Here is a 25,051-nt window from a genome sequence, read left to right on the forward strand (position 1 = left end):
AGATTGCTATGGAGAAAGCTATTAGAAAATACTGGCCCATTTTTGTACTACCTACCTTAGCAGCTTTTTGCGTTGGTTTTATTTATCCATTTGTACAAGGTTTGTATTTATCATTTTGTAAATTTACAACTATTAAAAAAGCAACATTTATTGGAGTAGACAATTACGCGTATGCAATACTAGATAGTGAGTTTTGGCATTCATTCTGGTTTACAGCGCTTTTTACTGTGGTATCCACAGTGTTAATAAATGTAATAGCATTTGCTATTGCCTTGGCACTTACAAACAAAATAAAAGCATCTAACTTTTTTAGAACAGTTTTCTTTATGCCAAACCTAATCGGTGGTATTGTTCTTGGTTACATTTGGCAGATTCTTTTAAACTGTGTCCTTTCACTTTTGGAAAAGCCACTTCTTGCTCTTAATGCAACATATGGATTTATCGGTTTGACAATTCTTATGTGCTGGCAGCAGATTGGTTACATGATGATTATATATATCGCAGGACTTCAATCTATTCCTGATGATTATATTGAAGCTGCAAAGATTGACGGCGCTACTACAAGTCAGATACTTTTCAGAGTTAAGATTCCAAATGTAATGCCATCAATTACAATTTGTACTTTCCTTACAATCACTAATGGATTCAAGCTATTTGATCAGAACTTGGCATTGACAGGCGGTGAACCTGCACATGCATCAGAGATGCTTGCTCTTAATATTTACAACACCTTCTACAGCCGTACAGGCCCTCAGTGGAAAGGCTATGGTCAGGCAAAGGCTGTTATCTTCTGTATTATGGTAATCATTATCTCCATGATTCAGTTGAAGTTTACTAAATCAAAGGAGGTGCAGCAGTAATGAAAGCAAAAGAGAGAATTGCCAAGGGTATTGTATTTATTGTTTTGTGTATTTTGGCTGTACTTTGGATTTATCCAGTATTTATGATATTAATCAACTCGCTTAAGGGTGATACATTTATCAGCACTAACACAGTTTTTCAACTGCCAGATGCGAAGAGCTTTATAGGTCTTGAAAACTATAAGGATGCTCTTTCTTCAAAGGGATTTGCAGCAGCTTTTGGATACAGCTTAGTTATCACAGTCACATCAGATGTGCTTATTTTGATTGGTACATCAATGTGCGCTTGGTACATAACACGAGTTCACGGAATGCTCTCAAAAGTATGTTATGCTCTTTTCGTGTTCTCAATGGTAGTTCCATTCCAAATGCTTATGTTCACACTTTCATCTACAGCTGATAGATTGGATTTGGATACACCATTCAATATATGTATAATATATTTAGGTTTTGGCGCTGGATTGGCAGTGTTTATGTTTACAGGTTTCATGAAATCAATTCCTCTGGAAATTGAGGAAGCAGCAATGATTGACGGCTGTAATCCAATCCAGACATTTTTCCAAATTGTTTTACCTATATTGAAGCCTACACTTATTTCAGTAGCAATTCTTGAAACAATGTGGCTTTGGAACGATTACTTATTACCATACCTTGTGCTGGATCGTAAGAAATACATGACTATTCCAATTCTTATTCAGTATTTCCGCGGCAGCTATGGACATGTTGAAATGGGACCAATGATGGCATGCATCATGATGACAGTTTTACCAATCATCATCATGTACATTTGCCTTCAGAAATATATTATCAAAGGCGTAATTGCTGGAGCTGTAAAAGGCTAGGAGAGAGAATATGAAAAGAAGTAGCGGTATTTTACTGCCTATATCTTCATTGCCATCTGCATATGGCATTGGCACATTTGGAAAGGCAGCGTACAAATTTGCAGATTTTTTGAAAGCTTCAGGTCAGAAGTATTGGCAGGTTTTACCACTGGGCCCAACAAGCTATGGCGACAGCCCATACCAAAGCTTTTCTACTTTTGCCGGAAACCCTTATTTCATAGATCTTGAAATGCTGATTGAGGAAAAGCTTCTTACAAAAAAGGAAGTAGAGGCTGAAAACTGGGGAACAAATCCAAGATACGTGGATTATGGACAGATTTATAGCAGCAGATTCAAGATTCTTGAAAAGGCAAAGGAAAGAGGCTACAAGGCTGCGTTAGGGGATATTTCTCACTTTAAGAAAAACAATCCATGGGTAGAGAACTATGCTCTATTTATGTCCATTAAAAAACATTTTGGACAGCTTAGTTGGCAGGAATGGCCAGAGGAAGATATCCGTCTTCACAAGCCAGAGGCCGTAGAAAAATACAAAAAACAGTTAGAAGAAGATATCGAATTCTTTGTATACATTCAATATTTATTCTTCAAGCAGTGGACCAAGCTTAAAAAGTATATCAATGATTTAGGAATAGAAATCATTGGAGATTTACCAATATATGTAGCGCTTGACTCATGTGATGTTTGGGCTGAGCCTGAATTCTTTAGCTTGGACGAGGAAAACTATCCAGTTGAGGTGGCCGGTGTTCCACCAGATTATTTTAGTGAAGACGGTCAGCTTTGGGGTAATCCATGCTATAACTGGAAAGCATTAAAGAAGGATGGATACCGTTGGTGGATCCGTAGAATTGATGGCGCAGCAAAGCTCTATGATGTATTACGTATTGATCACTTCAGAGGCTTTGATGAATACTGGGCTGTTCCAGCAGGACAGAAGACTGCAAAGAAGGGCAAATGGAAGAAAGGTCCTGGAATGGATTTGGTAGGCCTTCTATCTGAAAAATTCCCAAACATAGAATTTATAGCAGAGGATTTAGGCGAACCATCTCCAACTGTTGTGGAGCTTCTACATGACAGCAAGTGGCCAGGCATGAAAGTTCTTGAATTTGCATTCGATTCAGGAGAACCAAACAACTACCAGCCACACACATACGACAAAAACTGTGTATGCTATACTGGCACTCACGACAATGCAACCGTCATGGAATGGTACCAGGAGGCCAACAAAAAAGATAAAGAATATGCCAGCAAGTATCTAGGAATCTCCAAATCAGAGGGCTTTAACTGGGGCATGATTCGTGGTGGCATGAGTTCGGTGGCCACACTCTTCGTAGCACAGATGCAAGACTTCCTTGGCCTTGGTAAATACAATCGTATCAACGTCCCAGGCACAGACTCTGGCAACTGGCAGTGGCGCCTTATCGAGGACGAAATCACAGACGACCTTGCAGAAAAAATCTACAAAATGTCTGTCATGTACGACCGCACCAAGAAAAAAGAAACCCCTAAAAAGCCTGCAAAAACTAAGGCTAAAAAATAACCCATACTCCTACTCGCACCCCTAGTGTATGTATAACTGGCTGCCCTCCGGGGCCCTGCACTCTTGCCTGCCATGCTAGTCATCGCATGAATATTATGTTTTTCTAAAACGCAAGTTGCGCATACTTATTAGCAGGTGTCTTTTGCAGGTCTGTACATTTTCTGAATCTGTATGTCTATGGACGGACACATTGTTTCTAGATAATATATGGATTTCGAAAACTATGGATACCTTTGGGTGATTTTGGAATAAGCTTAGTAGAACAAAAAGAGATATTTGATATGGATGAGTAGCTGCCGCTAGGACGGCGGCAGCAGTGGTCACTTGAAACACGACGTCGAATGTGCCACGGTGCTCATACATACAAATATCTCTTTTTAAGTTCTACTTAGCGAATGTAATATGAACCCAAGGTACCATAGCTTTTGAAATCCATATTATAAAATACAAAAGTGTCCGTCCTAGCCTATACAGATTCAGAAAAAGTTCATCCCGCAATAAGACACCTGCAGTATGCGCCCCTATTGCGCTAAGAAAAACTATAATATTCGCGAAATCGACTAGCATGGCAGGCAAGAGTGCAGGGCCCCGGAGGGCAGCCAGTTTATTGTACTTTTATGGGGCGTGAGAGTAGGAGTTGGATGGCGGTACGGTTTTGATTTCGAGGGGTAGATGTGGTACAATAGCGCAAGATTCGCATATTTGACGGAGGTTTTGTGATGAAAAATAGAGTTTTAGCATTAGCTTTAGCTACAGCTATGGCGGCTTCGATGATGGGTTGCGGAAAATCATCTGATGAGGCTACAGAGGAGACAACACAGGTAGCAGAGATAGAGTACAATGTTGACGACTACGTTACACTGGGGGATTACAAGGGGATTGAAGTTACAATCGAAGGTGAGTATGAGTATACTGACGAAGGATTTGCGCAGTATGTAGCAGATACAATTGAATCTGCTGCTGTTTACGCAGAGGATGATAGCCAGACAGAGGTTCAGGAAGATTCCATTGTAAATGTTGATTACGTTGGTTCGCAGGACGGAGTGCCTTTTGATGGTGGCTCTGCAGAGGACCAGATGATTGATGTAGCAGGCAATTGCATGGCTGGTGGTACTACAGGTTTTATTGATGGATTTACAGCAGGTCTTGTGGGACACAGTGTTGGTGATGAGGTTGCATATGATGTTACTTTCCCTGAGTCATATGGCAATACAGATTTAGCTGGCCAGACGGTAGTGTTTACATTCCAGATTAATTACATTGCTAAGGCTATTGAGTCAGAGGATGATTTAACAGATGCAGTAGTATCAGATAATTTCGGATACGATACAGTTGATGAATATATGGCTGCTCTTAAGGAAGAATATACAGCTTCATTAGAGGACAATCTTGAAAATGATACAGAGACAGCAGTATTAAATGCTCTCATTAACAACTGCACTGTTTCAGAGGTACCAGAGGGACTTCTTCAGGCAAGAGTAGATCTTATCCTTTCTATTCAGAGCAAGCAGTATGAAGCATACGGCACAACAATGGAAGCATACCTTACATCTATGGGATATGATTATGAAGAAGTAATCAACACTCTCACAGAGAATGTTAAGGAATCAACTAAGACAGAGCTTATCCTTGAAGCAATCGCTAATAAGGAAGGTATAGAGGTTGATGAAGAGGGTTACACAGAGTTCATCACACCAATTTATCAGAATATGGGTTACACAGACCTTGATACATTCTATGCTGATTTCACTGTAGATGGATATGGCGGACAGAAATATTTTGAGCTTGCATATCGCACAGAAAAGGCAACAGATTTCTGTGTAGAGAATGCTGTAGTTAATTCTACAAACGTTCTTAATGCAGATGCTGATACAGAGGAAGATTCAGAAGTTGTAACAGACGAAGAATTGGAATCTGAGGTAGAAGTAGAAGCTGATGAACAGTAGGAAATACTTTCTATTTTTACCTAGCTGTAGTATAATTTACTCTAGCTTTTTGGCTCTTAGGAGCAATTAATATAAAAGGAGAAATAAGATGGAACACATTAAGACACTTAACACAAAGAGATTACAGAACACAGTTAAAGAAGGCGGATGTGGCGAGTGCCAGACATCATGCCAGTCAGCTTGCAAGACATCTTGCACAGTTGGTAACCAGAGCTGTGAGCACAAGAACTAATCTTACAAAGATTATCTATATTTAACGCGAAGGCCGGTCCTGTCTAATGTAAATTAGGGGAACGGTCTATTGTGCGTTTATGAAAGGACTTTATTTTTAGTGATACACCAGTTTAAAAACAACGGTTATAACGTTGTCATAGATATTAACAGTGGCGCGATTCACGTAGTTGATGATGTCACATACGATTACCTTGCTCTCTGGCAGGAGCATGGCGCAGAGGTCGCTTTTACAAAGATGAAAGAGAGCCATTCAGAAGTTTCAGAGGAGGAGCTTAACGCTATCAAATCCGAAATTCAGCAGCTTATTGACGATGGCTCATTATTTACAGAGGATAACTACGAGCCTCACATTGCTGATTTTACAGCACGCCCTACAGTGGTAAAGGCTCTTTGCTTACATATAACACACGATTGCAACTTGGCATGTAAATACTGCTTCGCAGAGGAAGGCGAATACCATACAGGTAAGCGCGAGCTCATGAGCTACGAAGTTGGTAAGCAAGCACTTGATTTCTTAGTTGCTAATTCAGGCAGTCGTCGAAACCTCGAGGTTGATTTCTTCGGTGGCGAGCCACTTATGAACTGGCAGGTTGTAAAGAATCTTGTTAAGTATGGTCGTTCAATTGAAAAGGAACACGGAAAGAACTTCCGATTCACTCTTACAACAAACGGCGTTCTTTTAAATGATGAGATTCAGGAATTTGCAAATAAGGAGATGGCCAATGTAGTACTTAGCTGCGACGGTCGTCCAGAAATTCATAATCTTATGCGTCCATTCAGAAAAGGCGCACCAAGCTACGAAATCGTTATGCCAAAGTTTAAAAAGTTGGCAGAATCAAGAAATCAGGACAAGTACTACATCAGAGGTACATTCACTAGAAACAATCTTGATTTCTCAAAGGATGTTATCCACTTGGCAAACGAAGGCTTCAAGCAGATTTCAGTTGAGCCGGTAGTCGCTCAGGATACAGATGATTACGCTATCCGTGAGGAAGACTTACCAAAGCTCTTTGAAGAATACGATAATCTTGCTGCAGAGATGATGAGACGTCAGGGCACAGATGAGGATTTCAATTTCTTCCACTTCATGATTGATTTGGAAGGTGGCCCATGTGTTTACAAGCGTCTTTCAGGATGTGGTTCAGGAACTGAGTACATGGCAGTTACACCTACTGGTGAGCTTTATCCATGTCATCAGTTCGTTGGTAACACAGATTTCTGCCTCGGCGATGTATATAACGGAGTTAAAAAGACTGATGTTGTTAATCAGTTCAAGCACTGCAATGTATACGCTAAGGAAGAATGTAAGAATTGCTTCGCAAGATTTTACTGTAGCGGCGGTTGTGCAGCTAATGCATACAACTTTACTGGCAGCATTTTGGGGAACTATCACGTTGGCTGCGAGTTACAGAAAAAACGTATTGAATGTGCTATTGCATTAAAGGTTCACGCAAGCGAGCTAGAGGCTGAAGCACAATAAATAGAATAGGAGAATAAAAATGAGACGTTTAAAAAAGGGACAGGGTATTGCCTGGCTTGTTGCGTTCGTAGTAATCCTTGGTTTACTTGGTTACTATGCAGCACTTGTTCTTACAGGCACAATCAATAAGACTGACGACAGCCTTAAGTTAGGACTTGATCTTGACGGTGGTGTCAGCATTACATACGAAGCAGTTGGAGATACACCTACTGACGAGCAGATGGAGGATACAATCCTTAAGCTTCAGCAGCGTATCGAAAACGACTTGGGCGAAGAAAGCTCAACAACAGAAGCTAATGTTTATCGTGTAGGCGATAAGCGTATCACAGTTGAAATTCCAGGTGTTTCTGATGCTAATGCTCTTTTGGAAGAGCTTGGTACACCAGGTACACTTTACTTCATTACTCAGTACGATATTGAAGGTAATCCAAACTACACAATCAACGGTTATGATGCAGATGGCAACATCGATGGCACACTTAACTATGACATCGATACATTGATTGATAATGGCTCAGTTATTGCAACTGGTACAAATGTTACTAGCGCACAGGCAGCTACTCAGACAAACCAGACAACAAATGCTACAGAGTATGTTGTTCAGCTTCGTTTCGACGATGAGGGAACAACAGCATTCTCAGCAGCTACAACAGCAGCTTCATTAACAGGTGATTCAATTGCAATCTACTATGATGGTAAGTTTGTTTCAGTTCCTACCGTAAAGAATGCAATTTCAGATGGTAATTGCGTCATCGAGGGAATGGATTCATACGAGCAGGCTCAGAAGCTTGCTTCATACATCCGTATCGGTGGTCTTGATATCGAGCTTACAGAGCTTGAGTCTCAGGTAGTAGGTGCTCAGCTTGGTTCTGACGCCCTTAGAACATCACTTATCGCTGCAGGCGTAGGTCTTGTAATCGTTATGCTATTCCTTATTGCTATGTACTTTGTACCAGGTGTTGTTGCTTCACTTGCACTTGCTCTTTACACAGCAATGCTTATCGGAATCTTAAAGGCATTTGATATTACACTTACATTGCCAGGTATCGCTGGTATGATTCTTTCAATCGGTATGGCGGTTGATGCCAATGTTATTTGCTTCGCACGTATCCGTGAGGAGATTAAGAATGGACGTCCTGTTATCTCAGCAATTGAAACAGGATTCTCAAAGGCTCTTTCAGCTATCCTTGATGGAAACATCACAACACTTATTGCAGCAGCAGTTCTTGGAATCCTTGGTTCAGGTACTGTAAAGGGATTCGCAATTACACTTGCACTCGGTGTTGTTTTATCAATGTTTACAGCACTTGTTATTACACGTATCCTTATGAATTCTTTCTATGCACTTGGCGTTCGTTCTCCAAAGGCATACGGTAAGGCTAAGGAACCTACAAAGTTCGACTTCGTTGGAAAGAAGGCAATCTTCATTACAATTTCAGTTGCAATTATCGCAGCAGGCTTTGTAACAATGGGTGTATTCAAGGCAAAGGATGGAGCAGGACTTAACTACTCTCTCGAGTTCCTTGGTGGTACATCAACAACAGTTGATTTCAACGAGACATACACACTTGAGCAGTTAGATAGCATTGTTGTTCCAGATATCGCTTCTACACTTGATATTAGCGAGGGAAGCATCCAGACAACAACAGTTGATGGAAGCAACCAGGCAATCTTCAAAACACGTACACTTACACTTGATGAGCGTACAGCTTTAAATGAAATGTTCGAGTCAAAGTACTCAGTTGCAGAGGATTCAATTACTTCACAGAGTATTGGTTCTACAATCTCAGGCGAGATGCGCAGCCAGTCAACAATCGCAGTTATCGTTGCAGTACTTTGCATGCTTGTATATATTTGGTTCAGATTTAAGGACATCAGATTTGCATCATCAGCAATCATCGCTCTTATCCACGATGTACTTATTGTATTATCACTTTATGCATTTGCACGTATATCAGTTGGTTCAGCATTCATTGCATGTATGCTTACAGTTATTGGTTACTCTGTTAACGATACAATCGTTGTATTTGACCGTATCAGAGAAAACCACAAGGCAATCAGAACAGAGACAGCTGAGACTCTTAAGGAGCTTGCAAACAGCTCATTGTCACAGACATTGTCTCGTAGTATTTCAACATCAATCACAACAGCAATCATGGTACTTATGCTTCTCATCCTTGGTGTTTCATCAATCAGAGAGTTCGCATTACCACTTCTTGCTGGTGTAATTGCTGGTACATATTCATCTATCTTTATCGCAACACAGCTTTGGTACATATTTAGAGTTAGTGGTAAGAAGTCGAATTAATTATCACTCATCAAATAGTTATTAAAGTATTTAGTATAGATTAGGAGATATAGTATGATCGACATTAAATTTTTACGCGAAAATCCAGACGCAGTTAAAGAAAATATTAAAAAGAAGTTCCAGGAGCACAAGCTTGGTCTTGTTGATGAAGTAATTGAGCTTGATGACAAGAGACGTGCTGCTCAGCAGGAGGCAGATGACCTCCGTGCTGAGATGAACAAAGCATCTAAGCAGATCGGTGCATTAATGGGACAGGGCAAAAAGGATGAGGCTGAGGCTGCAAAGAAAGAAGTTGCAGAGCTTAAGCAGAGAATCAAGGACCTTGAGCCAGTTGAGAAGGAGCTTTCAGACAAGGTTGAAGAAATCATGATGAAGATTCCTAACATCATTGATCCATCAGTTCCAATTGGTCCAGACGATTCTTGCAACGTTGAAATCGAAAAGTTTGGTGAGCCAGTGGTTCCTGATTTCGAAATCCCATATCACACAGATATCATGGAGAGATTCAATGGTATTGATATGGATGCAGCTGGTAAGGTTGCAGGTAATGGTTTCTATTATTTAATGGGAGATATTGCTCGTCTTCATTCAGCAGTTATCTCATATGCACGTGATTTCATGATTGATAGAGGATTTACATATTGCATCCCACCTTTCATGATTCGTTCAAACGTAGTTACTGGCGTTATGTCATTCGAAGAGATGGACGCTATGATGTACAAAATCGAAGGTGAGGATCTTTACCTTATCGGAACATCAGAGCATTCAATGATCGGTAAGTTCATCGATACACTTAATGATGAAGCAAACTTACCATACACACTTACAAGCTATAGCCCATGCTTCCGTAAGGAAAAGGGTGCTCATGGTATCGAGGAGCGTGGTGTATATCGTATCCACCAGTTCGAGAAGCAGGAGATGATCGTTGTTTGTAAGCCAGAAGATTCAAAGATGTACTATGACAAGCTTTGGCAGAACACAGTTGATTTATTCCGTAGCTTAGATATTCCTGTACGTACACTTGAGTGCTGTTCAGGAGATTTAGCTGATCTTAAGGTTAAGTCTTGTGATGTTGAGGCATGGTCACCACGTCAGAAGAAGTACTTCGAAGTTGGTAGCTGCTCAAATCTTGGCGATGCACAGGCTCGTCGTCTTAAGATTCGTGTTAAGGCAGAGGATGGTACAAAGTACTTTGCTCACACTCTTAACAACACAGTTGTTGCTCCACCACGTATGCTTATCGCATTCTTGGAGAACAACCTTCGCGAGGATGGCAGCGTAGCTATCCCTAAGGCACTCCAGCCTTACATGGGTGGTAAAGAAGTTCTCGTACCCGTAAAATAATCGTATTTGACAATATATTCGAATCATATTATTATTCATCGGGAAGAAATCTAATATAGTATTTAATGGCAAGTAGCATCAAAGTCTCAAAACTTAAGTGCTACTTGCACTTTTTGGGGTTTTTACTGTAACTATAGGTTTGCAGTAGAAAAGGAAGTTTTATGGCAATTCAGAGTAGAGAAGATATTAGAAATATTGCGATTATCGCACACGTAGATCACGGTAAAACTACACTTGTAGATGAGCTTTTGAAGCAGTCTGGTGTATTCCGTGAGAATCAGGAAGTAGCTGAGCGTGTCATGGATTCAAATGACATCGAGCGTGAGCGTGGTATCACAATTCTTTCAAAAAACACAGCAGTATATTATAAAGACACAAAGATTAACATTATTGATACACCAGGTCATGCTGACTTCGGTGGCGAGGTTGAGCGTGTTCTTAAGATGGTAAACGGTGTTGTTCTTGTAGTAGATGCATTTGAAGGTGCAATGCCACAGACAAAGTTCGTTCTTATGAAGGCACTTGATCTTGATTTACCAGTTATCGTATGTATCAACAAAATCGATAGACCAGAGGCTCGTCCTGATGAGGTTATCGATGAAGTTCTTGAGCTTTTCATGGATCTTGATGCATCTGATGAGCAGCTTGATTGCCCATTCATCTATGCTTCAGCTAAGGAAGGTTTTGCTATCAGAAGCCTTGATGAAGAGCACAAGGATATGACAGCTCTCTTCGAGACAATCGTTGATTACATTCCAGCTCCAACTGGTGATCCAGAGGCTCCTACACAGGTTCTTATCTCTACAATCGATTACAACGAGTACGTTGGTAGAATTGGTATCGGTAAGGTAGAGAATGGTTCAATCAAGGTAAACCAGGATGCAGTAGTAGTTAATGCTCATGATCCTGAGAAAAACAATAAGGTTCGTATTTCAAAGCTATTTGAGTATGATGGACTTGACAAAGTAGATGTAGATTCAGCTGAGATTGGTTCAATCGTAGCTATCTCAGGTATTTCAGATATTCACATCGGAGATACTATTTGTGCAGTAGATGCACCAAATCCTATACCATTCCAGAAGATTTCTGAGCCTACTATTTCAATGAACTTCATTGTAAATGATAGCCCACTTGCTGGTCAGGAAGGAAAGTACGTTACATCACGTCACATCAGAGAGCGCCTTATGAAGGAGCTTAACACAGACGTTTCGCTTCGTGTTGAAGACACAGATTCACCTGATTCACTTAAGGTTTCAGGACGTGGTGAGCTCCATCTTTCAGTTCTTATTGAGAACATGCGCCGTGAAGGTTTCGAGTTTGCTGTATCAAAAGCAGAGGTTCTTTACAAGACAGATGAAAAGGGTCACAAGCTTGAGCCAATGGAGCGTGCATATGTAGATGTACCAGATGAGTTTACTGGTGCAGTTATCGAAAAGCTTTCTCAGAGAAAGGGTGAGCTTCAGAATATGACACCTATCACAGGTGGTTATACACGTATTGAGTTTAAGATTCCTGCACGTGGACTTATTGGATATCGTGGAGAGTTCATGACAGATACAAAAGGAAATGGTATAATCAATACAATTTTCGACGGTTATGAGATTTACAAGGGTGACATTGCTTATCGTAAGCAGGGTTCACTTATTGCATTCGAGACAGGTGAGTCTGTTACATACGGACTTTTCTCAGCTCAGGAGCGTGGTACACTTTTCATTGGACCAGGCGAAAAAGTATATTCTGGTATGGTAATTGGACAGAGCTCACGTGCTGAAGATATCGAGCTTAACGTATGTAAGAAAAAGCATCTTACAAATACTCGTTCATCATCAGCAGATGAGGCACTTACTCTTGTACCACCTAAAGTTCTTAGTCTTGAGCAGGCTCTTGATTTTATCGATGTAGATGAGCTTTTGGAAGTAACTCCAGAGTCTTTACGTATCAGAAAGAGAATCCTTGATCCTCTTATGAGAAAGAGAGCTAGCATTAGAAAGTAGGAGATTTATGGAAAAGGGAACTATACAGGTCTACTACGGAAGCGGACAGGGCAAATCAGCGGCAGCGCTTGGATATGCTCTGCGCTTTGCTTCAGAAGGTAGAAGTACAATCATAATCCAGTTCTTAAAATCAGAAAACGATTCAGACTATCTTGAAAAGCTTGAACCAGAAATCAAGCTTTTCAGATTTGAGCGTTCAAAGGAAGGTTTTCAAAATCTTACAGACGAGCAAAAGCAGGAAGAAAAAATCAACATTCTCAATGGCTTGAACTATGCAAAAAAGGTTCTTGGCACAGGAGAATGTGATTTACTCATTCTTGATGAAATCCTCGGCGTTGTTGACGAGGGCATCGTTTCAGAACAGGATATAATGGAAGTATTAGAAGGCAAGTCAGTTTTCACTAATGTGATATTGACAGGTCTTAACATGACGCCTGGATTGTTTGAAATAGCAGACAGTGTATTAAACATTAAGCCAGAGAAATAATCTCTGGCTACTGTTATATTCTCAATTGTAGGGTTTTTACGAGGAGAAGCTATGGTTAGAGGGTGGATAATCGGAAATAGCAGCGGACTGTTTTTTGGAATGTTTTCATGTATTGCTTTGATTGTGTTCATTTTTACAATGAGAGCTTTTGATCACAAGGTCAAATTCAGGTTTATCTACGGAGCAACAGCTCTATTAATTGCCATGTTTGGAACAATAATTTATTCAACATCAGGCTATATAATAGTTACTGTTCTTTCTTATATTCTGCCATTTTTGGCTATTGGAATCCTATTTTTGTATATGTATATGTATGCAGCTAGATATAATATAGATTCTGTATCCAGGTGCTACAAACGCAGATGTTTTTATGCAGACGCAGAAAGACATTCAAAGAATAAAATGGCCATTATATCAATGGATTTAAATGACCTAAAGTATATCAATGACAATTTTGGACATAAGGCAGGAGATATAGCTTTGCTTACTTTTGCTGAAGTATGTCGTTCTGTAAAGCCTAGCAAATTTATTCTTTACCGAACAGGTGGAGATGAATTCATGATGCTTGGAATAAAAGCCACAAAGGATGAGGCTGAAACGCTTATACATGATATAAGATTAAAGCTTCAGGAAACACCATACACATGCTCCTTTGGAATAAATATGTACAATCCATCCGATGATTTTGATGATGTTGTAGTAAAAGCTGATCAGGCCATGTACGAGGACAAACGAATGTACAAGGAAATGAAAATCAAAGCTAATCCTTCAAAAGATGAGGAATACGACGAATCACTTAGGATGTTTACTAGTAATATAAGTTTTTTAGATTGAGGTGACAAAATGACAAAAGTAGTTATGCACGGCTGCAACGGCCACATGGGAAGAGTTATTACTGATTTGTGTAAAGCTGACAGCGAAGTATCAATTGTTGCTGGTGTTGATAAATTCAAGGGAATTGAAAATGAATACCCAGTATTTGATTCTATTTCAGATGTAGATGTAGACTTTGATGTGATTATTGATTTTTCAAATGCTGCAGCTGTAGATGACCTTTTGACATATTGCGAATCAAATGGCAAGCCAGTTGTTCTTTGCACAACAGGACTTACAGATGATATGATTAATCATGTTGATTCAGCTAGCAAGAAGGTAGCAGTTCTTCGTTCAGCTAACATGTCACTTGGAATCAACACATTATTTGATCTTTGCAAAAAAGCTACACAGGTATTTGCTGATGCAGGATACGATATCGAAATCGTAGAGAAGCATCACAATCAAAAATTAGATGCTCCAAGTGGAACAGCACTTGCACTTGCAGATGCTTGTAATGAAGCATTGGATGAAAAGTATGAGTACTGCTATGGACGAGCAGATAGAAGAGAAAAGAGACCTAAGAACGAAATCGGTATTTCTGCAGTTAGAGGCGGAAATATTGTTGGCGAGCATGAGGTTATTTTTGCAGGACTTGATGAAGTTATTACTATCAAGCACACAGCATATTCTAAGAGTGTATTTGCTAAGGGAGCTGTTGAAGCAGCCAAATTCTTAGCAGGAAAGCCAGCAGGGCTTTACGACATGAAGCAGGTTATTGCTGAGAAATAAGAGGAAAGATATAGAGGGCGAATTATGTATATTCAACTCAATTCACAGGTAATATGCTATGAGAAGACCGGCGAGGGTACGCCGGTTATTCTTATACACGGAAATAACGGAAATCTCCATGATTTTGACGCTTTAGCAGAGACTATGAGCATGTATCATACTGTATATGCTATGGATTCAAGAGGCCATGGAGAGAGTGCAACACCAAAGGAATATCATTATAAGGATATGGCTGATGATGTGATTAATCTTATAAGAGCGCTGGAAATCGACAAACCATATCTTATTGGATATTCAGACGGTGGCATAATAGCCCTTTTAGTTGCAATAAAGGCTAGCAAATTGCTTTCTGGAATTGTATGCTGTGGCGCAAATCTTTCACCATCTGGAATACATCACAGAGTGCTTCGTGAAATGAAAAAGGATTATAAGAGAACAAATGACCCTAAGATTCTTATGATGCTTGAGGAGCCTGATATTTCGCCATCAGACTTACGTCGTATCTCCGTGCCTGCAATGATATTTGCAGGAGAAGATGATTGCATCAAGGAGAAAGAGTCTGAGAAAATAGCAGCCAATATTCCTGAAGCAGAATTACACATCCTACCTGATGAAAATCATGAAAGTTATGTGGTGGGGACAAACCGCTTATTTAAGTACATCTCAGGCTTTTTGAGGTAGAAGTATTCCTTGTGTTTATGAACTATCCATGATAGAATTGTTATAAAATTGTGAAAAAGAAATCAAGCGTTATTAAATATAACGTTCCGCTAGGCAAGTAACAGGGGTAGTTATGGCACAGGAAAATAAGGGTAAAAAAACAGGGTTATTAGCAAGAATTAACATAGCGATAGTTGTAGCAGCTGCTATAGCTCTTGCTTTATGTTATTTTACAACAACAAACTCAGTAGATAATGTTATAACAGAAGAAATTGAGCCGTATTCCGTGGCTCAATTATCTGATGGTTCAAAGGAATATTTCTTTAAGCTAGTAGATTATGATTATCATTATTCAGGTATAGCGTTCTATACATCCCACCAGGAAGTTACGGCTTATAATATGGGCCGAGAAATCTATTCTTTTAATAAGACTGGTGGCTTCTGGACATCAAGTCCTGGTTCTACATACAATTTTGTTGAAATCAATGAAAAGATGGTTCAAATCGCAGTTATTATAAAGCCATCTTATGATATTGTTGCAAATCAAAAAATCACCTTTTACATCGGAAGTTCATATGGCATGTACGATGACATAATGACAGCATCAATGCCTAGATTTTTTGCAAGTATGCTGGTAGTTTTTCTTAGCATACTATTGTTCATATACTATGCGATTATGCATGAAAAACAAAATCTTAGCAGGGAACTATTATACCTTGGATATTTTTCATTCTTCTGCGGTATTTGGTCAATCAACGAGACAGACGTATCATCACTTTTAATGAATAATAAGATTGTAGATTCATTAATACCATACTTTTGTTTGATGCTTGCAGTACCATCCATGATTATGTTCTTTGATTCATACTTGGGAATAAAAACAGTTATATTCCGCAAAATAATCATTGGGTACTCAGTAGTGCAGAACGTAGTGTTATCAGTGCTTCATTTCACTAAAATTGCAGAGTATAGAGAAACACTTGTATTTACACAAGTCCTTTTAATGGTTGCAGCAATATACCTCATCACAGGAATGGTTGGGCAGATTATTCGTAGAAACTTTTCACGTAGACTTGAGATATGTGCAGCTGGATTATCTTTATTTGTGTTCGCACTATTTGTAGATGTAGCTCAATACTACAGAGCTCTTGGAGATGCTGATAAAGTAGGCAGATATGTATTCTTAATCTTCGTATTTATGCTTGCTTGGGACATGATTAAAGAATCAAATGAAATACTTGAAAAAGGACGTCGTGCTAAACAGCTTGAAGTATTTGCTCTTACTGACAGCATGACAGGACTTTACAACCGAAATGCCTTTGAAAGACAGGCAAAAGTTGAAGCAGAAAAAGGCGGTAGCCTAGAGGGGCTTGTAGCAGTCGTAGCTGATGCCAACGGATTAAAGCACTGCAATGATACTTATGGACATGAAGCCGGCGATGAATACATCTCAATTGTAGCCGAGTTATTCAACAGTGTTTACGGCAAATACGGCAACTGTTATAGAACTGGTGGTGATGAGTTCTGCTGTATAATTCCAGCAGGCCGCCACATAAATATGGAACGCCTGAAAAAGCTTTTCATGGCAAAAGTATACACAGCCAACCTTGAAGGTGATTACGTCTTCGATATCGGCGTAGCCGTCGGAGATGCAAAATATGACGCCAAATTAGACAGAGACTTCCGTGCTCTACTAAAACGCGCCGACGCTCACATGTACGAAAACAAACGTGAGCTCAAGGCCGCCATATCCTAACCGGCTGAATTCCACCCCCGTATGTAGAGTGTGGTGTGGCTTGCTTGTACCTGGGGGCTTCGGACTCCCCTGCATGCCCGGCATCATTTGAGCAGATTTATGGATTACCTTAATGTGTAAAGTCTCCCATATGTAGGTGTACTTACGAAGCTTTTACAATTCGAAGGTAATGTGTGACCTAGACGGACAAAAATAATATTTATAATCAGCTAGTCTAAACTAGTCTTTGTATTATTACTTTTGCTACTCCGTTCACTAAGAAAAATAAAAAAGAGATATTTGTATGAATTGACACCGTGGCACATTCAACATCGTGTTTCAAGTGACCACTGCTGCCGCCGTCCTAGCGGCAGCTGCCAATTCTTATCAAATATCTCTTTTATTTTTTCTAAGTTCACTACAAAGCAAATAGTAATTAATACAAAGCTAGCTTTAGACAGCTGATAATTTAATGTAAAGAATGTCCGTCTAGGGCATACCTTAACGATAGAATTGTAAAACTTTGTAAGAACACCTACTAATAAATATGGGAGACTGCACATTTAGATAATCCTAAATCTGTGATTGTGCCAGGCAGGGGAGTCCGAAGCCCCAGGTACAAGCAAACCGCGGGGGTTACTCTACGTGGGTGGAATTCATCCAGTCTACCAGCTCTAGGAGGCCGTCCTCGGTGAATGGGGCGGTGTTTGTGAGCTTCTTTTCGTCTGGTGTGTTTTCGGAGCTGAAGGGGCCAGGCCATAGAGTGGCTTGGAACTTGTCGTCAGCACCTTCTTCGCTTACTTTTTCAATTTTATAGCATTTCTTGCCGTCGCTTCCTGTAAATGAGGGAGCTTTTTTGTAATATCCTAATGAAAGGAGTCTCTTTCGTTCTATCATAAGCTATATTTTAAAGAAACTATAAGACTTTGTCACTAATAAATGGTAAAATGAGCTTAAGAAAATAACTGGAGATAGGGGGATGCGACATATGGGAAAAGGACGACTTTTTAGAATTGTGTGCGGGATAATGATTGCGATTATCGTAGTCATTCTTGTGGTGCTTTTTGTAAGTGATGACGATACTTATTCAAGCGTAAGTATTGATGAATCTCTTCCTTATGCCGATACAACTAGTTGGATGGGCAACCTATCTGACGACCTTTATTTATCAGAGATTACAATTCCTGGTACACATGATAGCTGTGCTAGAAATGTTATGCTTGGTTATGTGATGAGATGCCAGGATACAGATGTTTCAGAACAGTTGGAGAACGGCTATAGATATTTGGATTTTCGCGTAGCATTAGACGAAAAGACAAATAAAGTAAAGATGGTTCATAATTTTGCAAGCTGTCATGAAGATGGAAATCTTTTCTCTGACTATTTGTATTTTGATGATGTGTGCGCTGATGTATATAGCTTTTTGCAGCAGTATCCTACAGAGACAGTCATTGTAAACATTAAGATAGAAGACGATGACCATTCGGTAAGCGATATCCAAAATTTATTAACTGAACAGATTAATGCAAATAAAGATTATTGGTACATTGAGGATGAGATACCTTTGCTTAGTGATGCAAGAGGCCGTATTGTTCTTGCAACAAGATTTTCAGATGCAGCTGCAACAGATATGATGGGCCTTAATATGCAGTGGGCTGAGCAGGACAACAATACACCAATCGATATCCCATATGAGCTTTATGTGTATAACAATTTTAGGGTGTGGATACAGGACAGATATAAATACAACGTTGAGGATAAGTATGAAGCAATCGTAGATGGCCTTGAAAATTGCGAGGCGGATGAGAATACTCTGTTCCTTAATTTTATTAGCACAAGTGGAGATGGAAAAATTGGTCATCCACGTGGATATGCAAATACATTAAATGAACTTTTAATGGAGTATCAATTAAAAGATGATACTAGCTATGGAATTATTATTGTAGATTTTGGCAATAAGGACTTAGCAAGACATATATATTATACAAATCAGTTTTAAATATTTTGTCATTTAGATAGAAAATAATATAGGAGGAAAGTACATGGAAAAGCTAGAGAATGAAGAGGTAAATCCAATCCTATTGGAGTTCCTTGATGCGGATTCCTTCGAGGACAAATACAAGCTTTTGGTGGCAACACCAACAATGGATTTTGACAATCTTCTCATTGACAACATGGCATCATCCATTGATGTTGTAATCGATGATGGGGACATCGAATCAAGACTACAGGACTTAAAAGTTTGTGTACGTACTAGAGCTAAATACGAGACAGAAAGATTTAGGAGATAGAAATGGCAAATACAAAAAACAAAGCAAGGCGCAAAAAGATTAAAAACAAATTAATATTTTTGCTTTTACCAGTGGTAATAGTCACTATTCTCGTTTTAGTTGGAATAGCAACTGTTCTTTCTCGAAATAGCATGACAGAAATGGCCACAGCACAGTTGGATTCATCAATTTCTAATCAGGCAGACAATATCGAAGCCTGGCTTGACGAAAATCTTGAAAATTTCTCAACAGTAAAACAAGTAATTGAAAAGACCCAGCCAGATGAAGAGGGGCTACAAAAAATCCTGGATTCATTCTATGGCTTTAATAAGTATTGCACTGAAGGCCCATATGTTGCTACAGCAGATGGCCGCTTTTATGCTGCAAGTGCTTCCGGCTTAAGAGTAACAAATCCTACAGGAGAAACATTCTTTAAGCAGGGTATCACTAGTGTAAATATGAACTATGGTACAGCTTATACAAATGATGAGGGGACATCTGTAATAAGTGCATCTGGAATTTTAAATGATGGTAGTGGCGAGCTTAAGGTTATCGCTGCAGACTTATCTCTTGACCAAATCAGTATCATAGTAAACTCTGGAGTAAAGATGGATTCTGCGGCATCATTCCTTATCGATGCATCGGACAACACTATTCTCGCTCACAGAGATCCAGAGCGTATATCTACTACTCTTACAACTTCAGATAGCGATAAGCTGATGGCAGCCATCGCAGAGAGGCTTGAGACTAGAGATTACGATACAGTTGCATTGAATGGATACGAAGTTGCATTTAGGGAGATTCAGGGAACAGACTGGGTACTTGTTTCATATATTGCAGATTCAGTTATCCTTAAGGATGTTATGAAGCTGACAAATCTCCTTATTATAGTAGGAATTATTGCAGTAATTGTTATAGTAATTATGATCAACCTACTGGTATCTAAAGTTATTGCTCCACTTGGACATATCACAAAGAACATTACAGATATGTCAGCAGGTGATTTCACAATCGAAGTTAAGCAGGAGAGCGATGATGAAATCGGTTTGATGGGAAGTAAGGTTAGCGAGTTTGTGGAATCAATGCGAACCATGCTTTCTACAATTAATGAGGAGTCTGAAAAGCTTAAAGAGCAGTCGGACAACTCAGATAGAGTATCAAAAGATATGTTTGAGGCATCTCGTTCACAGGCAGATGCTATGCAGAACTTAAATAGCACTGTTGACCAGTTGGCAGTGGCAGTTAATGAGATTGCAGAAAATGCAACAACTCTTGCCATGGTTGTTTCTGACACTAGGGAGAATTCTAACCAGGCTAACGAAAGCATGAAGGAAACGGTTGAAATCAGCAAGAAGGGCCGAGATGATATGGAACAGCTTTCAGTTGCTATGCAGGGAATCAAAAATAGCAACGACGAGCTTGTTAACAAGATCAATGATGTTGGCAAAGCATCAGAGGAGATTACAAAGATCGTTGGCTTAATTGCAGAAATTGCAGATGAGACAAATCTTCTTTCGCTCAATGCTTCAATTGAAGCTGCAAGAGCAGGCGAGGCTGGCAAGGGATTTGCGGTAGTAGCAAGTGAGATTGGAAAGCTTGCACAGAATTCGGCAGCCAGTGCAGATAATATATCAAGGCTTATAAATGATGTTCAAAAGGCTATCAATTCTGTAGTTGAACAGGCTGAGGCAAGCGCAGAAAACATCGACGCAAACAGCCAGCTTATTGATACAGCGGTTGATACATTTGATCAGATTTACCAGAATATTGAAAAGTCAAACGAATTGCTTGATTTAATGATTCAGGATGTGGAAAAGGTTGATGATGTTGCAGGTAACGTTGCAGCCATTTCAGAGGAGCAGGCAGCTAGTGCTGATGAAATCCTTGAAACAAGTCACCACATGGTTGAGCAGGCAAATAGTATCACAGCCAGCAGCCAGGATGTCGCAGATAATTCACATGAGCTTGCAAGCACATCGGATACACTTTCAGCTTATGTTCAGCAATTCAAGATATAGAGGGGGCTATGGCATGAAATCAAAGATAAAAAAACTATTATGTATGACTATGATAGGTGTGCTGGCTGTAGCTTCTATGGTTGGATGTGGAAGTACCAGTTCATCTACTGGAAATGTTTCAGGAAAAGGCACTAATATCTATTTTTCAATACCGGATGTTGATGATACTTTTAGAGCAGCACTTAGTGATGCTATAAATGAGGCGGCAGCTGAAGCAGGGGCAACTGTAACAACTGAGTATTGTGGTAACAGCACAGATGACCAGCTCCATATGATTGAAGCAGCAGCGGCATCTGGAAAGTATAACGCTATCATTTGCCGTATTGTAGATATTTCTACTGCTCTGCAGATGGAAATTGCAGCAGGAGATTTACCTATTGTATTTGTAAACAATGAGCCTAGTTCAGAGTATTTAAAGGCAAATCAATATATTTATGCCGGATCTTTTGAACAGGATGCTGGTAGATTCCAGGCGGAATATGTTTGGAACAAATTGGGCAATCCATCATCTATGAATATCGTTATTCTTGAGGGTGAGAAAGGCCATGCAGGAGCGATTGGTAGAACAAATGCTATTAAATACTTCTATCGAGACAACGGAGTTGATGCCAACATAGTATTTATGGACCATGCAAACTGGTCAGATACAGAAGCATATGAAAAACTGGATGTGTTTAAGCTTACAAATCAGAGCTTTGATGCAATCTTCTGTAACAATGACACAATGGCGCTTGGCGCAGTTAAGTGGCTTAAGGATAATGGATATGATCCATCAAAGTATCTTGTAGCTGGTGTAGATGCCACAGCTGATGGATGCGCATCAATTAAGGCGGGCGATATGTATATGACAGTATTACAGGATGCCCAGGGCCAGGGAGTTGCAGCGGTAAATGCATGTGCGATGCTGTCAAAGGGGCAGTCAATTTCGTCAATCGAAGGGGCTACAGATGATTTGAAATACGTGTTGGTTCCATTTGTTCCAGTTGATGCTTCAAATGTGTCAGAAGTTCAATGATAGACTAGATAAAATCGATGAGTAATAATACTCATCGATTTTTTTTATTTTGTCTTAATTTATTGAAATAAGTTCAAAGATGATATAAAATTAACTAGCTATAAAATTAGAAAAAAAGCGTTTAGGAGGATGATTATGAAAAAAGTAACGCTATTAGCTGCCACAGTTGTTATGGCAGGCTCACTATTCACAGCATGTGGTAAAAGCTCTACTCCACAGTACGAGGCAACAGTTGACGAGGTTTTTACATGTGGCACTTACGACGGAACAGCATTGGTTGTAAATCTTGATGCTACAAACAACACAGATTCATACTTAGACAACTACACAGTTGCATATAGTCTTGTAGCTACTCTTGATGGCACAACACTTAGCACATCTTATTTAGGTTCAGACAACCCATATGCTATTGCTGATGGAAAGATTAAGAGTGGTGAATCTGGAATGGTTCAGGCAGCATTTGATATCTCAGGTATTGATTATGATGAGGATTCAGAACTTGAACTTGAATTAACATCATACACAATCAAGGATTACAAAACTGTAGGCGTTCTTGAAGAGACAATCTCAATGGCAGACGTTGAGGCTAAGGTTTCTGAAAGTGAATTTGATGTTTCAATTGACAATGTAACAGTTACAGATGATGGAGAAGGAACAAACATCGTAGTTATTGATTACACATTTACAAATGATTCTGATGAGGCTACAAGCTTTGGTTCTGCAGTTACAGAGGAACTCTTCCAGGATGGTGTAGCTCTTCAGCGTGGATACCTTCCATACAACCACCCATTACGTGAGGATATGGATGATGACAATGTATACACAGACATCAAGTCTGGTGCAAGCATTCAGGTTCGTGAAGTATTCGAGCTTACTAGCGATTCAAATGTAGAAATCAAGCTTACAGATAGACAGAGCTTTGATCAGGCAGTAATCTTGGAAAAGGAAATCCAGGTTAAATAAGGGAGGCCAATATGAAAAAGAGATTATTAGCAGCTCTTCTTGTTTCTTTTGCACTTGTATTTGGTGTAACAGGATGTGGTAAATCTTCATCAATCAAGGATAAAATCGAGCAGTCAGCAGATGACGAAGAAGATGAGGATGAAGACGAGGACGATGACAAGGATTCAAAGAAGAAGTCAGAGGATGACGAGGATGATGACGATGTTATCGTAGCAGGCACAATCGACACTTCAAGCAAGTATGCATTTAATGTTGATACAGCATTACTTGGAACAGATGAGTATTATGATGATGTAGTTATTGTTTACCTTGTTGGTGAGTTTACAAACAACTCTGATGAGGTAATGGATTTTGCAAGCGTAGTTAATGTAGAAGTAAAGCAGGATGGTATTTCTCTTGATAGAGCATACATTTCTGGTACATCAAAGCTTAACTATGCAGAAATCAAGCCAGGTGAGTCTATTCCAATTATCTTAGGATATGAGTTGGATAGTGCTGATTACGATGTTGATATCGTTTGCACAGATTACACTCACTACGCAGATGAGGTTCTTTTCGAAGGCTCATATTCAATCGACGATTTGATTGATAACACAAATGAATATATTGATGAGTACGATGATTACATCAGCGATGAAGGTATTGATGAATTTGAAGATTCTCTTTAATCATTAGCTTTTAATTAGGCTGTCACACTTTAAGGGTGTGGCAGCTTTTTTTGTTTGTGCATTCAGACAGATTTTTCGGTAAATTAAATAAAATTGGGGTAAAGCGGTTTAACGTTAAATATATTTTGGTATACTTATTGCGTGTTGTTTATGTCATATCTATAGTGAGCAGGAGGATATTATTATGGCTATTGATCTTAAACAATACGAGGCACTTCCACATGGCGATATGCCAGGTGACAAGGTAGAAATAGGTGAGGAGCATGTTAAAAAGGCAACTCTTATTATGGAGAAACTTGAGGGCATGCTTGATGAGGTTATCGCAAAGGATGGCAGAGCTGTCATAGCTGTTTGCGGTGGCTCAGGAGTAGGAAAGTCTGAGACAGCGTCTCTCATTTCTTATTTTTTAAATGAGAAAGGCATTGGTGCTTATACAATGTCAGGAGACAACTATCCTAGAAGAATTCCTATGTACAACGATGCTGAGAGACTTCGCATCTTTAGAACTAGCGGTGTAAGAGGCCTTGTAAAGGCTAATGAAGCAACACCTGAACACTTCGACAAGCTTAGAGCTTGGCAACAGGAGGAGACAGATGCTTCAGCTGACCATGTTTCAACTGATCCATGGATGAAGGCTTACCTTGATGCTGGTAGAGAAGGACTCACAGGCTATCTTGGCACTACAAACGAAATTGATTTCGATGAAGTAACTGGTATTGTTAAGGCTTTCAAATCCGGCCAGGATAAGATCTACCTTAAGAGAATGGGTAGAACCGACTCTGAACTTTGGTATGATGAAGTTGATTTTACAAACAAAAAAGTTCTAGTTATTGAATGGACACATGGTAATAGTGATAACTATGAAGGCGTGGATATTCCAATCCTTCTCAACAGCACACCAGAAGAGACACTGGCTCACCGCAGAGCTAGAAATCGTGATGGCAAGACTGATAGTGCATTCACTATGCTTGTGTTGGAACTCGAGCAGAACCTTTTAAAGTCACAGGCTCACAAGGCAAAAATTATTCTTTCTAAATCAGGTGAGTTACTTTCATATAGCGAATATGAAAGTCTTATGAAGTAGG

At 39.6% G+C, this 25,051-nt stretch carries 22 protein-coding genes; 21 read left to right on the forward strand and 1 reads right to left on the reverse strand.

What is annotated here, in order from left to right; all coding sequences use genetic code 11:
- The first annotated feature begins 8 nt into the window (after positions 1-8).
- The 14 genes from BM102_RS00570 to BM102_RS00635 all read left to right on the forward strand — a co-directional run bounded on the left by BM102_RS00570 (position 9) and on the right by BM102_RS00635 (position 17,053).
- Entirely contained in the window at positions 9-860 is an 852-nt protein-coding gene (locus BM102_RS00570; protein ID WP_044936170.1) for a carbohydrate ABC transporter permease, read from the forward strand.
- Positions 860-1,702: a carbohydrate ABC transporter permease gene (locus tag BM102_RS00575; protein ID WP_090477877.1), complete on the forward strand. Its 843-nt coding sequence runs from the start codon at positions 860-862 to the stop codon at positions 1,700-1,702. The genes BM102_RS00570 and BM102_RS00575 overlap by 1 nt, the downstream gene beginning before the upstream one ends.
- 10 nt (positions 1,703-1,712) lie before the next feature.
- Positions 1,713-3,239, forward strand: a complete 1,527-nt coding sequence (malQ, locus tag BM102_RS00580) for a 4-alpha-glucanotransferase (protein ID WP_090477880.1) — start codon at positions 1,713-1,715, stop codon at positions 3,237-3,239.
- Positions 3,240-3,958: 719 nt separating this feature from the next.
- Positions 3,959-5,185, forward strand: coding sequence for a trigger factor (tig, locus tag BM102_RS00585; protein ID WP_090477882.1), 1,227 nt, complete (start codon positions 3,959-3,961; stop codon positions 5,183-5,185).
- Positions 5,186-5,273: 88 nt separating this feature from the next.
- A complete protein-coding gene (gene scfA, locus BM102_RS00590) occupies positions 5,274-5,417 on the forward strand; it encodes a six-cysteine ranthipeptide SCIFF (RefSeq protein ID WP_033151787.1) in 144 nt (47 codons plus the stop codon).
- Positions 5,418-5,516: 99 nt separating this feature from the next.
- Positions 5,517-6,899 carry a thioether cross-link-forming SCIFF peptide maturase gene (gene scfB, locus BM102_RS00595; RefSeq protein ID WP_090478489.1) on the forward strand — a complete coding sequence of 461 codons (1,383 nt, stop codon included), beginning with the start codon at positions 5,517-5,519 and terminating at the stop codon, positions 6,897-6,899.
- A gap of 19 nt (positions 6,900-6,918) precedes the next feature.
- Positions 6,919-9,207 carry a protein translocase subunit SecD gene (gene secD, locus BM102_RS00600; RefSeq protein WP_090477885.1) on the forward strand — a complete coding sequence of 763 codons (2,289 nt, stop codon included), beginning with the start codon at positions 6,919-6,921 and terminating at the stop codon, positions 9,205-9,207.
- 54 nt (positions 9,208-9,261) lie between these two features.
- On the forward strand, positions 9,262-10,551 hold the full coding sequence (gene serS / locus BM102_RS00605; RefSeq protein ID WP_090477888.1) for a serine--tRNA ligase: 1,290 nt from the start codon (positions 9,262-9,264) through the stop codon (positions 10,549-10,551).
- Positions 10,552-10,712: 161 nt separating this feature from the next.
- Positions 10,713-12,545: a translational GTPase TypA gene (gene typA / locus BM102_RS00610; protein ID WP_090477890.1), complete on the forward strand. Its 1,833-nt coding sequence runs from the start codon at positions 10,713-10,715 to the stop codon at positions 12,543-12,545.
- Between the two features lie 7 nt (positions 12,546-12,552).
- Complete coding sequence (locus BM102_RS00615; RefSeq protein WP_033151779.1) at positions 12,553-13,032, forward strand: cob(I)yrinic acid a,c-diamide adenosyltransferase; 480 nt, start codon at positions 12,553-12,555, stop codon at positions 13,030-13,032.
- Between the two features lie 51 nt (positions 13,033-13,083).
- Positions 13,084-13,866 carry a GGDEF domain-containing protein gene (locus BM102_RS00620; protein ID WP_044935516.1) on the forward strand — a complete coding sequence of 261 codons (783 nt, stop codon included), beginning with the start codon at positions 13,084-13,086 and terminating at the stop codon, positions 13,864-13,866.
- A 9-nt stretch (positions 13,867-13,875) separates the two neighbouring features.
- Positions 13,876-14,637 carry a 4-hydroxy-tetrahydrodipicolinate reductase gene (gene dapB / locus BM102_RS00625; protein ID WP_090394942.1) on the forward strand — a complete coding sequence of 254 codons (762 nt, stop codon included), beginning with the start codon at positions 13,876-13,878 and terminating at the stop codon, positions 14,635-14,637.
- Positions 14,638-14,661: 24 nt separating this feature from the next.
- On the forward strand, positions 14,662-15,318 hold the full coding sequence (locus BM102_RS00630; RefSeq protein ID WP_090477892.1) for an alpha/beta fold hydrolase: 657 nt from the start codon (positions 14,662-14,664) through the stop codon (positions 15,316-15,318).
- A 112-nt stretch (positions 15,319-15,430) separates the two neighbouring features.
- Positions 15,431-17,053: a GGDEF domain-containing protein gene (locus BM102_RS00635; protein ID WP_090477895.1), complete on the forward strand. Its 1,623-nt coding sequence runs from the start codon at positions 15,431-15,433 to the stop codon at positions 17,051-17,053.
- A gap of 615 nt (positions 17,054-17,668) precedes the next feature.
- On the opposite strand, the gene BM102_RS00640 is transcribed toward BM102_RS00635, so the two are convergent.
- Positions 17,669-17,929, reverse strand: coding sequence for a hypothetical protein (locus BM102_RS00640; protein WP_090477897.1), 261 nt, complete (start codon positions 17,927-17,929; stop codon positions 17,669-17,671).
- 91 nt (positions 17,930-18,020) lie between these two features.
- Here BM102_RS00640 and BM102_RS00645 point away from each other — a divergent pair, with 91 nt between their 5' ends.
- The 7 genes from BM102_RS00645 to BM102_RS00675 all read left to right on the forward strand — a co-directional run bounded on the left by BM102_RS00645 (position 18,021) and on the right by BM102_RS00675 (position 25,050).
- Positions 18,021-19,031 (forward strand): phosphatidylinositol-specific phospholipase C domain-containing protein, encoded by a 1,011-nt coding sequence (locus BM102_RS00645; protein ID WP_177194862.1) that lies wholly within the window; start codon positions 18,021-18,023, stop codon positions 19,029-19,031.
- Between the two features lie 43 nt (positions 19,032-19,074).
- Positions 19,075-19,323, forward strand: coding sequence for a hypothetical protein (locus BM102_RS00650; RefSeq protein WP_090477902.1), 249 nt, complete (start codon positions 19,075-19,077; stop codon positions 19,321-19,323).
- A gap of 2 nt (positions 19,324-19,325) precedes the next feature.
- Positions 19,326-21,320, forward strand: coding sequence for a methyl-accepting chemotaxis protein (locus tag BM102_RS00655; protein ID WP_090477904.1), 1,995 nt, complete (start codon positions 19,326-19,328; stop codon positions 21,318-21,320).
- A gap of 13 nt (positions 21,321-21,333) precedes the next feature.
- On the forward strand, positions 21,334-22,335 hold the full coding sequence (locus BM102_RS00660) for a substrate-binding domain-containing protein (RefSeq protein ID WP_177194863.1): 1,002 nt from the start codon (positions 21,334-21,336) through the stop codon (positions 22,333-22,335).
- A gap of 135 nt (positions 22,336-22,470) precedes the next feature.
- Positions 22,471-23,298 (forward strand): DUF5067 domain-containing protein, encoded by an 828-nt coding sequence (locus BM102_RS00665; protein WP_177194864.1) that lies wholly within the window; start codon positions 22,471-22,473, stop codon positions 23,296-23,298.
- A gap of 11 nt (positions 23,299-23,309) precedes the next feature.
- On the forward strand, positions 23,310-23,966 hold the full coding sequence (locus BM102_RS00670) for a DUF5067 domain-containing protein (RefSeq protein ID WP_044935536.1): 657 nt from the start codon (positions 23,310-23,312) through the stop codon (positions 23,964-23,966).
- Positions 23,967-24,150: 184 nt separating this feature from the next.
- Positions 24,151-25,050: a nucleoside/nucleotide kinase family protein gene (locus tag BM102_RS00675; RefSeq protein ID WP_044935539.1), complete on the forward strand. Its 900-nt coding sequence runs from the start codon at positions 24,151-24,153 to the stop codon at positions 25,048-25,050.
- The last annotated feature ends 1 nt before the right edge of the window (position 25,051 follow it).

The organism is Pseudobutyrivibrio sp. JW11 (assembly GCF_900115355.1).
In the GTDB taxonomy this organism is placed as follows: domain Bacteria; phylum Bacillota; class Clostridia; order Lachnospirales; family Lachnospiraceae; genus Pseudobutyrivibrio; species Pseudobutyrivibrio ruminis.

Coding starts and splice junctions, on each gene's coding strand:
- dapB (WP_090394942.1), top strand. CDS start 13,876: ATGACAAAAGTAGTTATGCACGGCTGCAACGGCCACATGGGAAGAGTT.
- BM102_RS00665 (WP_177194864.1), top strand. CDS start 22,471: ATGAAAAAAGTAACGCTATTAGCTGCCACAGTTGTTATGGCAGGCTCA.
- BM102_RS00670 (WP_044935536.1), top strand. CDS start 23,310: ATGAAAAAGAGATTATTAGCAGCTCTTCTTGTTTCTTTTGCACTTGTA.
- BM102_RS00650 (WP_090477902.1), top strand. CDS start 19,075: ATGGAAAAGCTAGAGAATGAAGAGGTAAATCCAATCCTATTGGAGTTC.
- BM102_RS00570 (WP_044936170.1), top strand. CDS start 9: ATGGAGAAAGCTATTAGAAAATACTGGCCCATTTTTGTACTACCTACC.
- BM102_RS00655 (WP_090477904.1), top strand. CDS start 19,326: ATGGCAAATACAAAAAACAAAGCAAGGCGCAAAAAGATTAAAAACAAA.
- BM102_RS00635 (WP_090477895.1), top strand. CDS start 15,431: ATGGCACAGGAAAATAAGGGTAAAAAAACAGGGTTATTAGCAAGAATT.
- malQ (WP_090477880.1), top strand. CDS start 1,713: ATGAAAAGAAGTAGCGGTATTTTACTGCCTATATCTTCATTGCCATCT.
- BM102_RS00640 (WP_090477897.1), bottom strand. CDS start 17,929: ATGATAGAACGAAAGAGACTCCTTTCATTAGGATATTACAAAAAAGCT.
- tig (WP_090477882.1), top strand. CDS start 3,959: ATGAAAAATAGAGTTTTAGCATTAGCTTTAGCTACAGCTATGGCGGCT.
- BM102_RS00575 (WP_090477877.1), top strand. CDS start 860: ATGAAAGCAAAAGAGAGAATTGCCAAGGGTATTGTATTTATTGTTTTG.
- serS (WP_090477888.1), top strand. CDS start 9,262: ATGATCGACATTAAATTTTTACGCGAAAATCCAGACGCAGTTAAAGAA.
- secD (WP_090477885.1), top strand. CDS start 6,919: ATGAGACGTTTAAAAAAGGGACAGGGTATTGCCTGGCTTGTTGCGTTC.
- BM102_RS00620 (WP_044935516.1), top strand. CDS start 13,084: ATGGTTAGAGGGTGGATAATCGGAAATAGCAGCGGACTGTTTTTTGGA.
- BM102_RS00660 (WP_177194863.1), top strand. CDS start 21,334: ATGAAATCAAAGATAAAAAAACTATTATGTATGACTATGATAGGTGTG.
- BM102_RS00615 (WP_033151779.1), top strand. CDS start 12,553: ATGGAAAAGGGAACTATACAGGTCTACTACGGAAGCGGACAGGGCAAA.
- BM102_RS00675 (WP_044935539.1), top strand. CDS start 24,151: ATGGCTATTGATCTTAAACAATACGAGGCACTTCCACATGGCGATATG.
- scfA (WP_033151787.1), top strand. CDS start 5,274: ATGGAACACATTAAGACACTTAACACAAAGAGATTACAGAACACAGTT.
- BM102_RS00630 (WP_090477892.1), top strand. CDS start 14,662: ATGTATATTCAACTCAATTCACAGGTAATATGCTATGAGAAGACCGGC.
- BM102_RS00645 (WP_177194862.1), top strand. CDS start 18,021: ATGGGAAAAGGACGACTTTTTAGAATTGTGTGCGGGATAATGATTGCG.
- typA (WP_090477890.1), top strand. CDS start 10,713: ATGGCAATTCAGAGTAGAGAAGATATTAGAAATATTGCGATTATCGCA.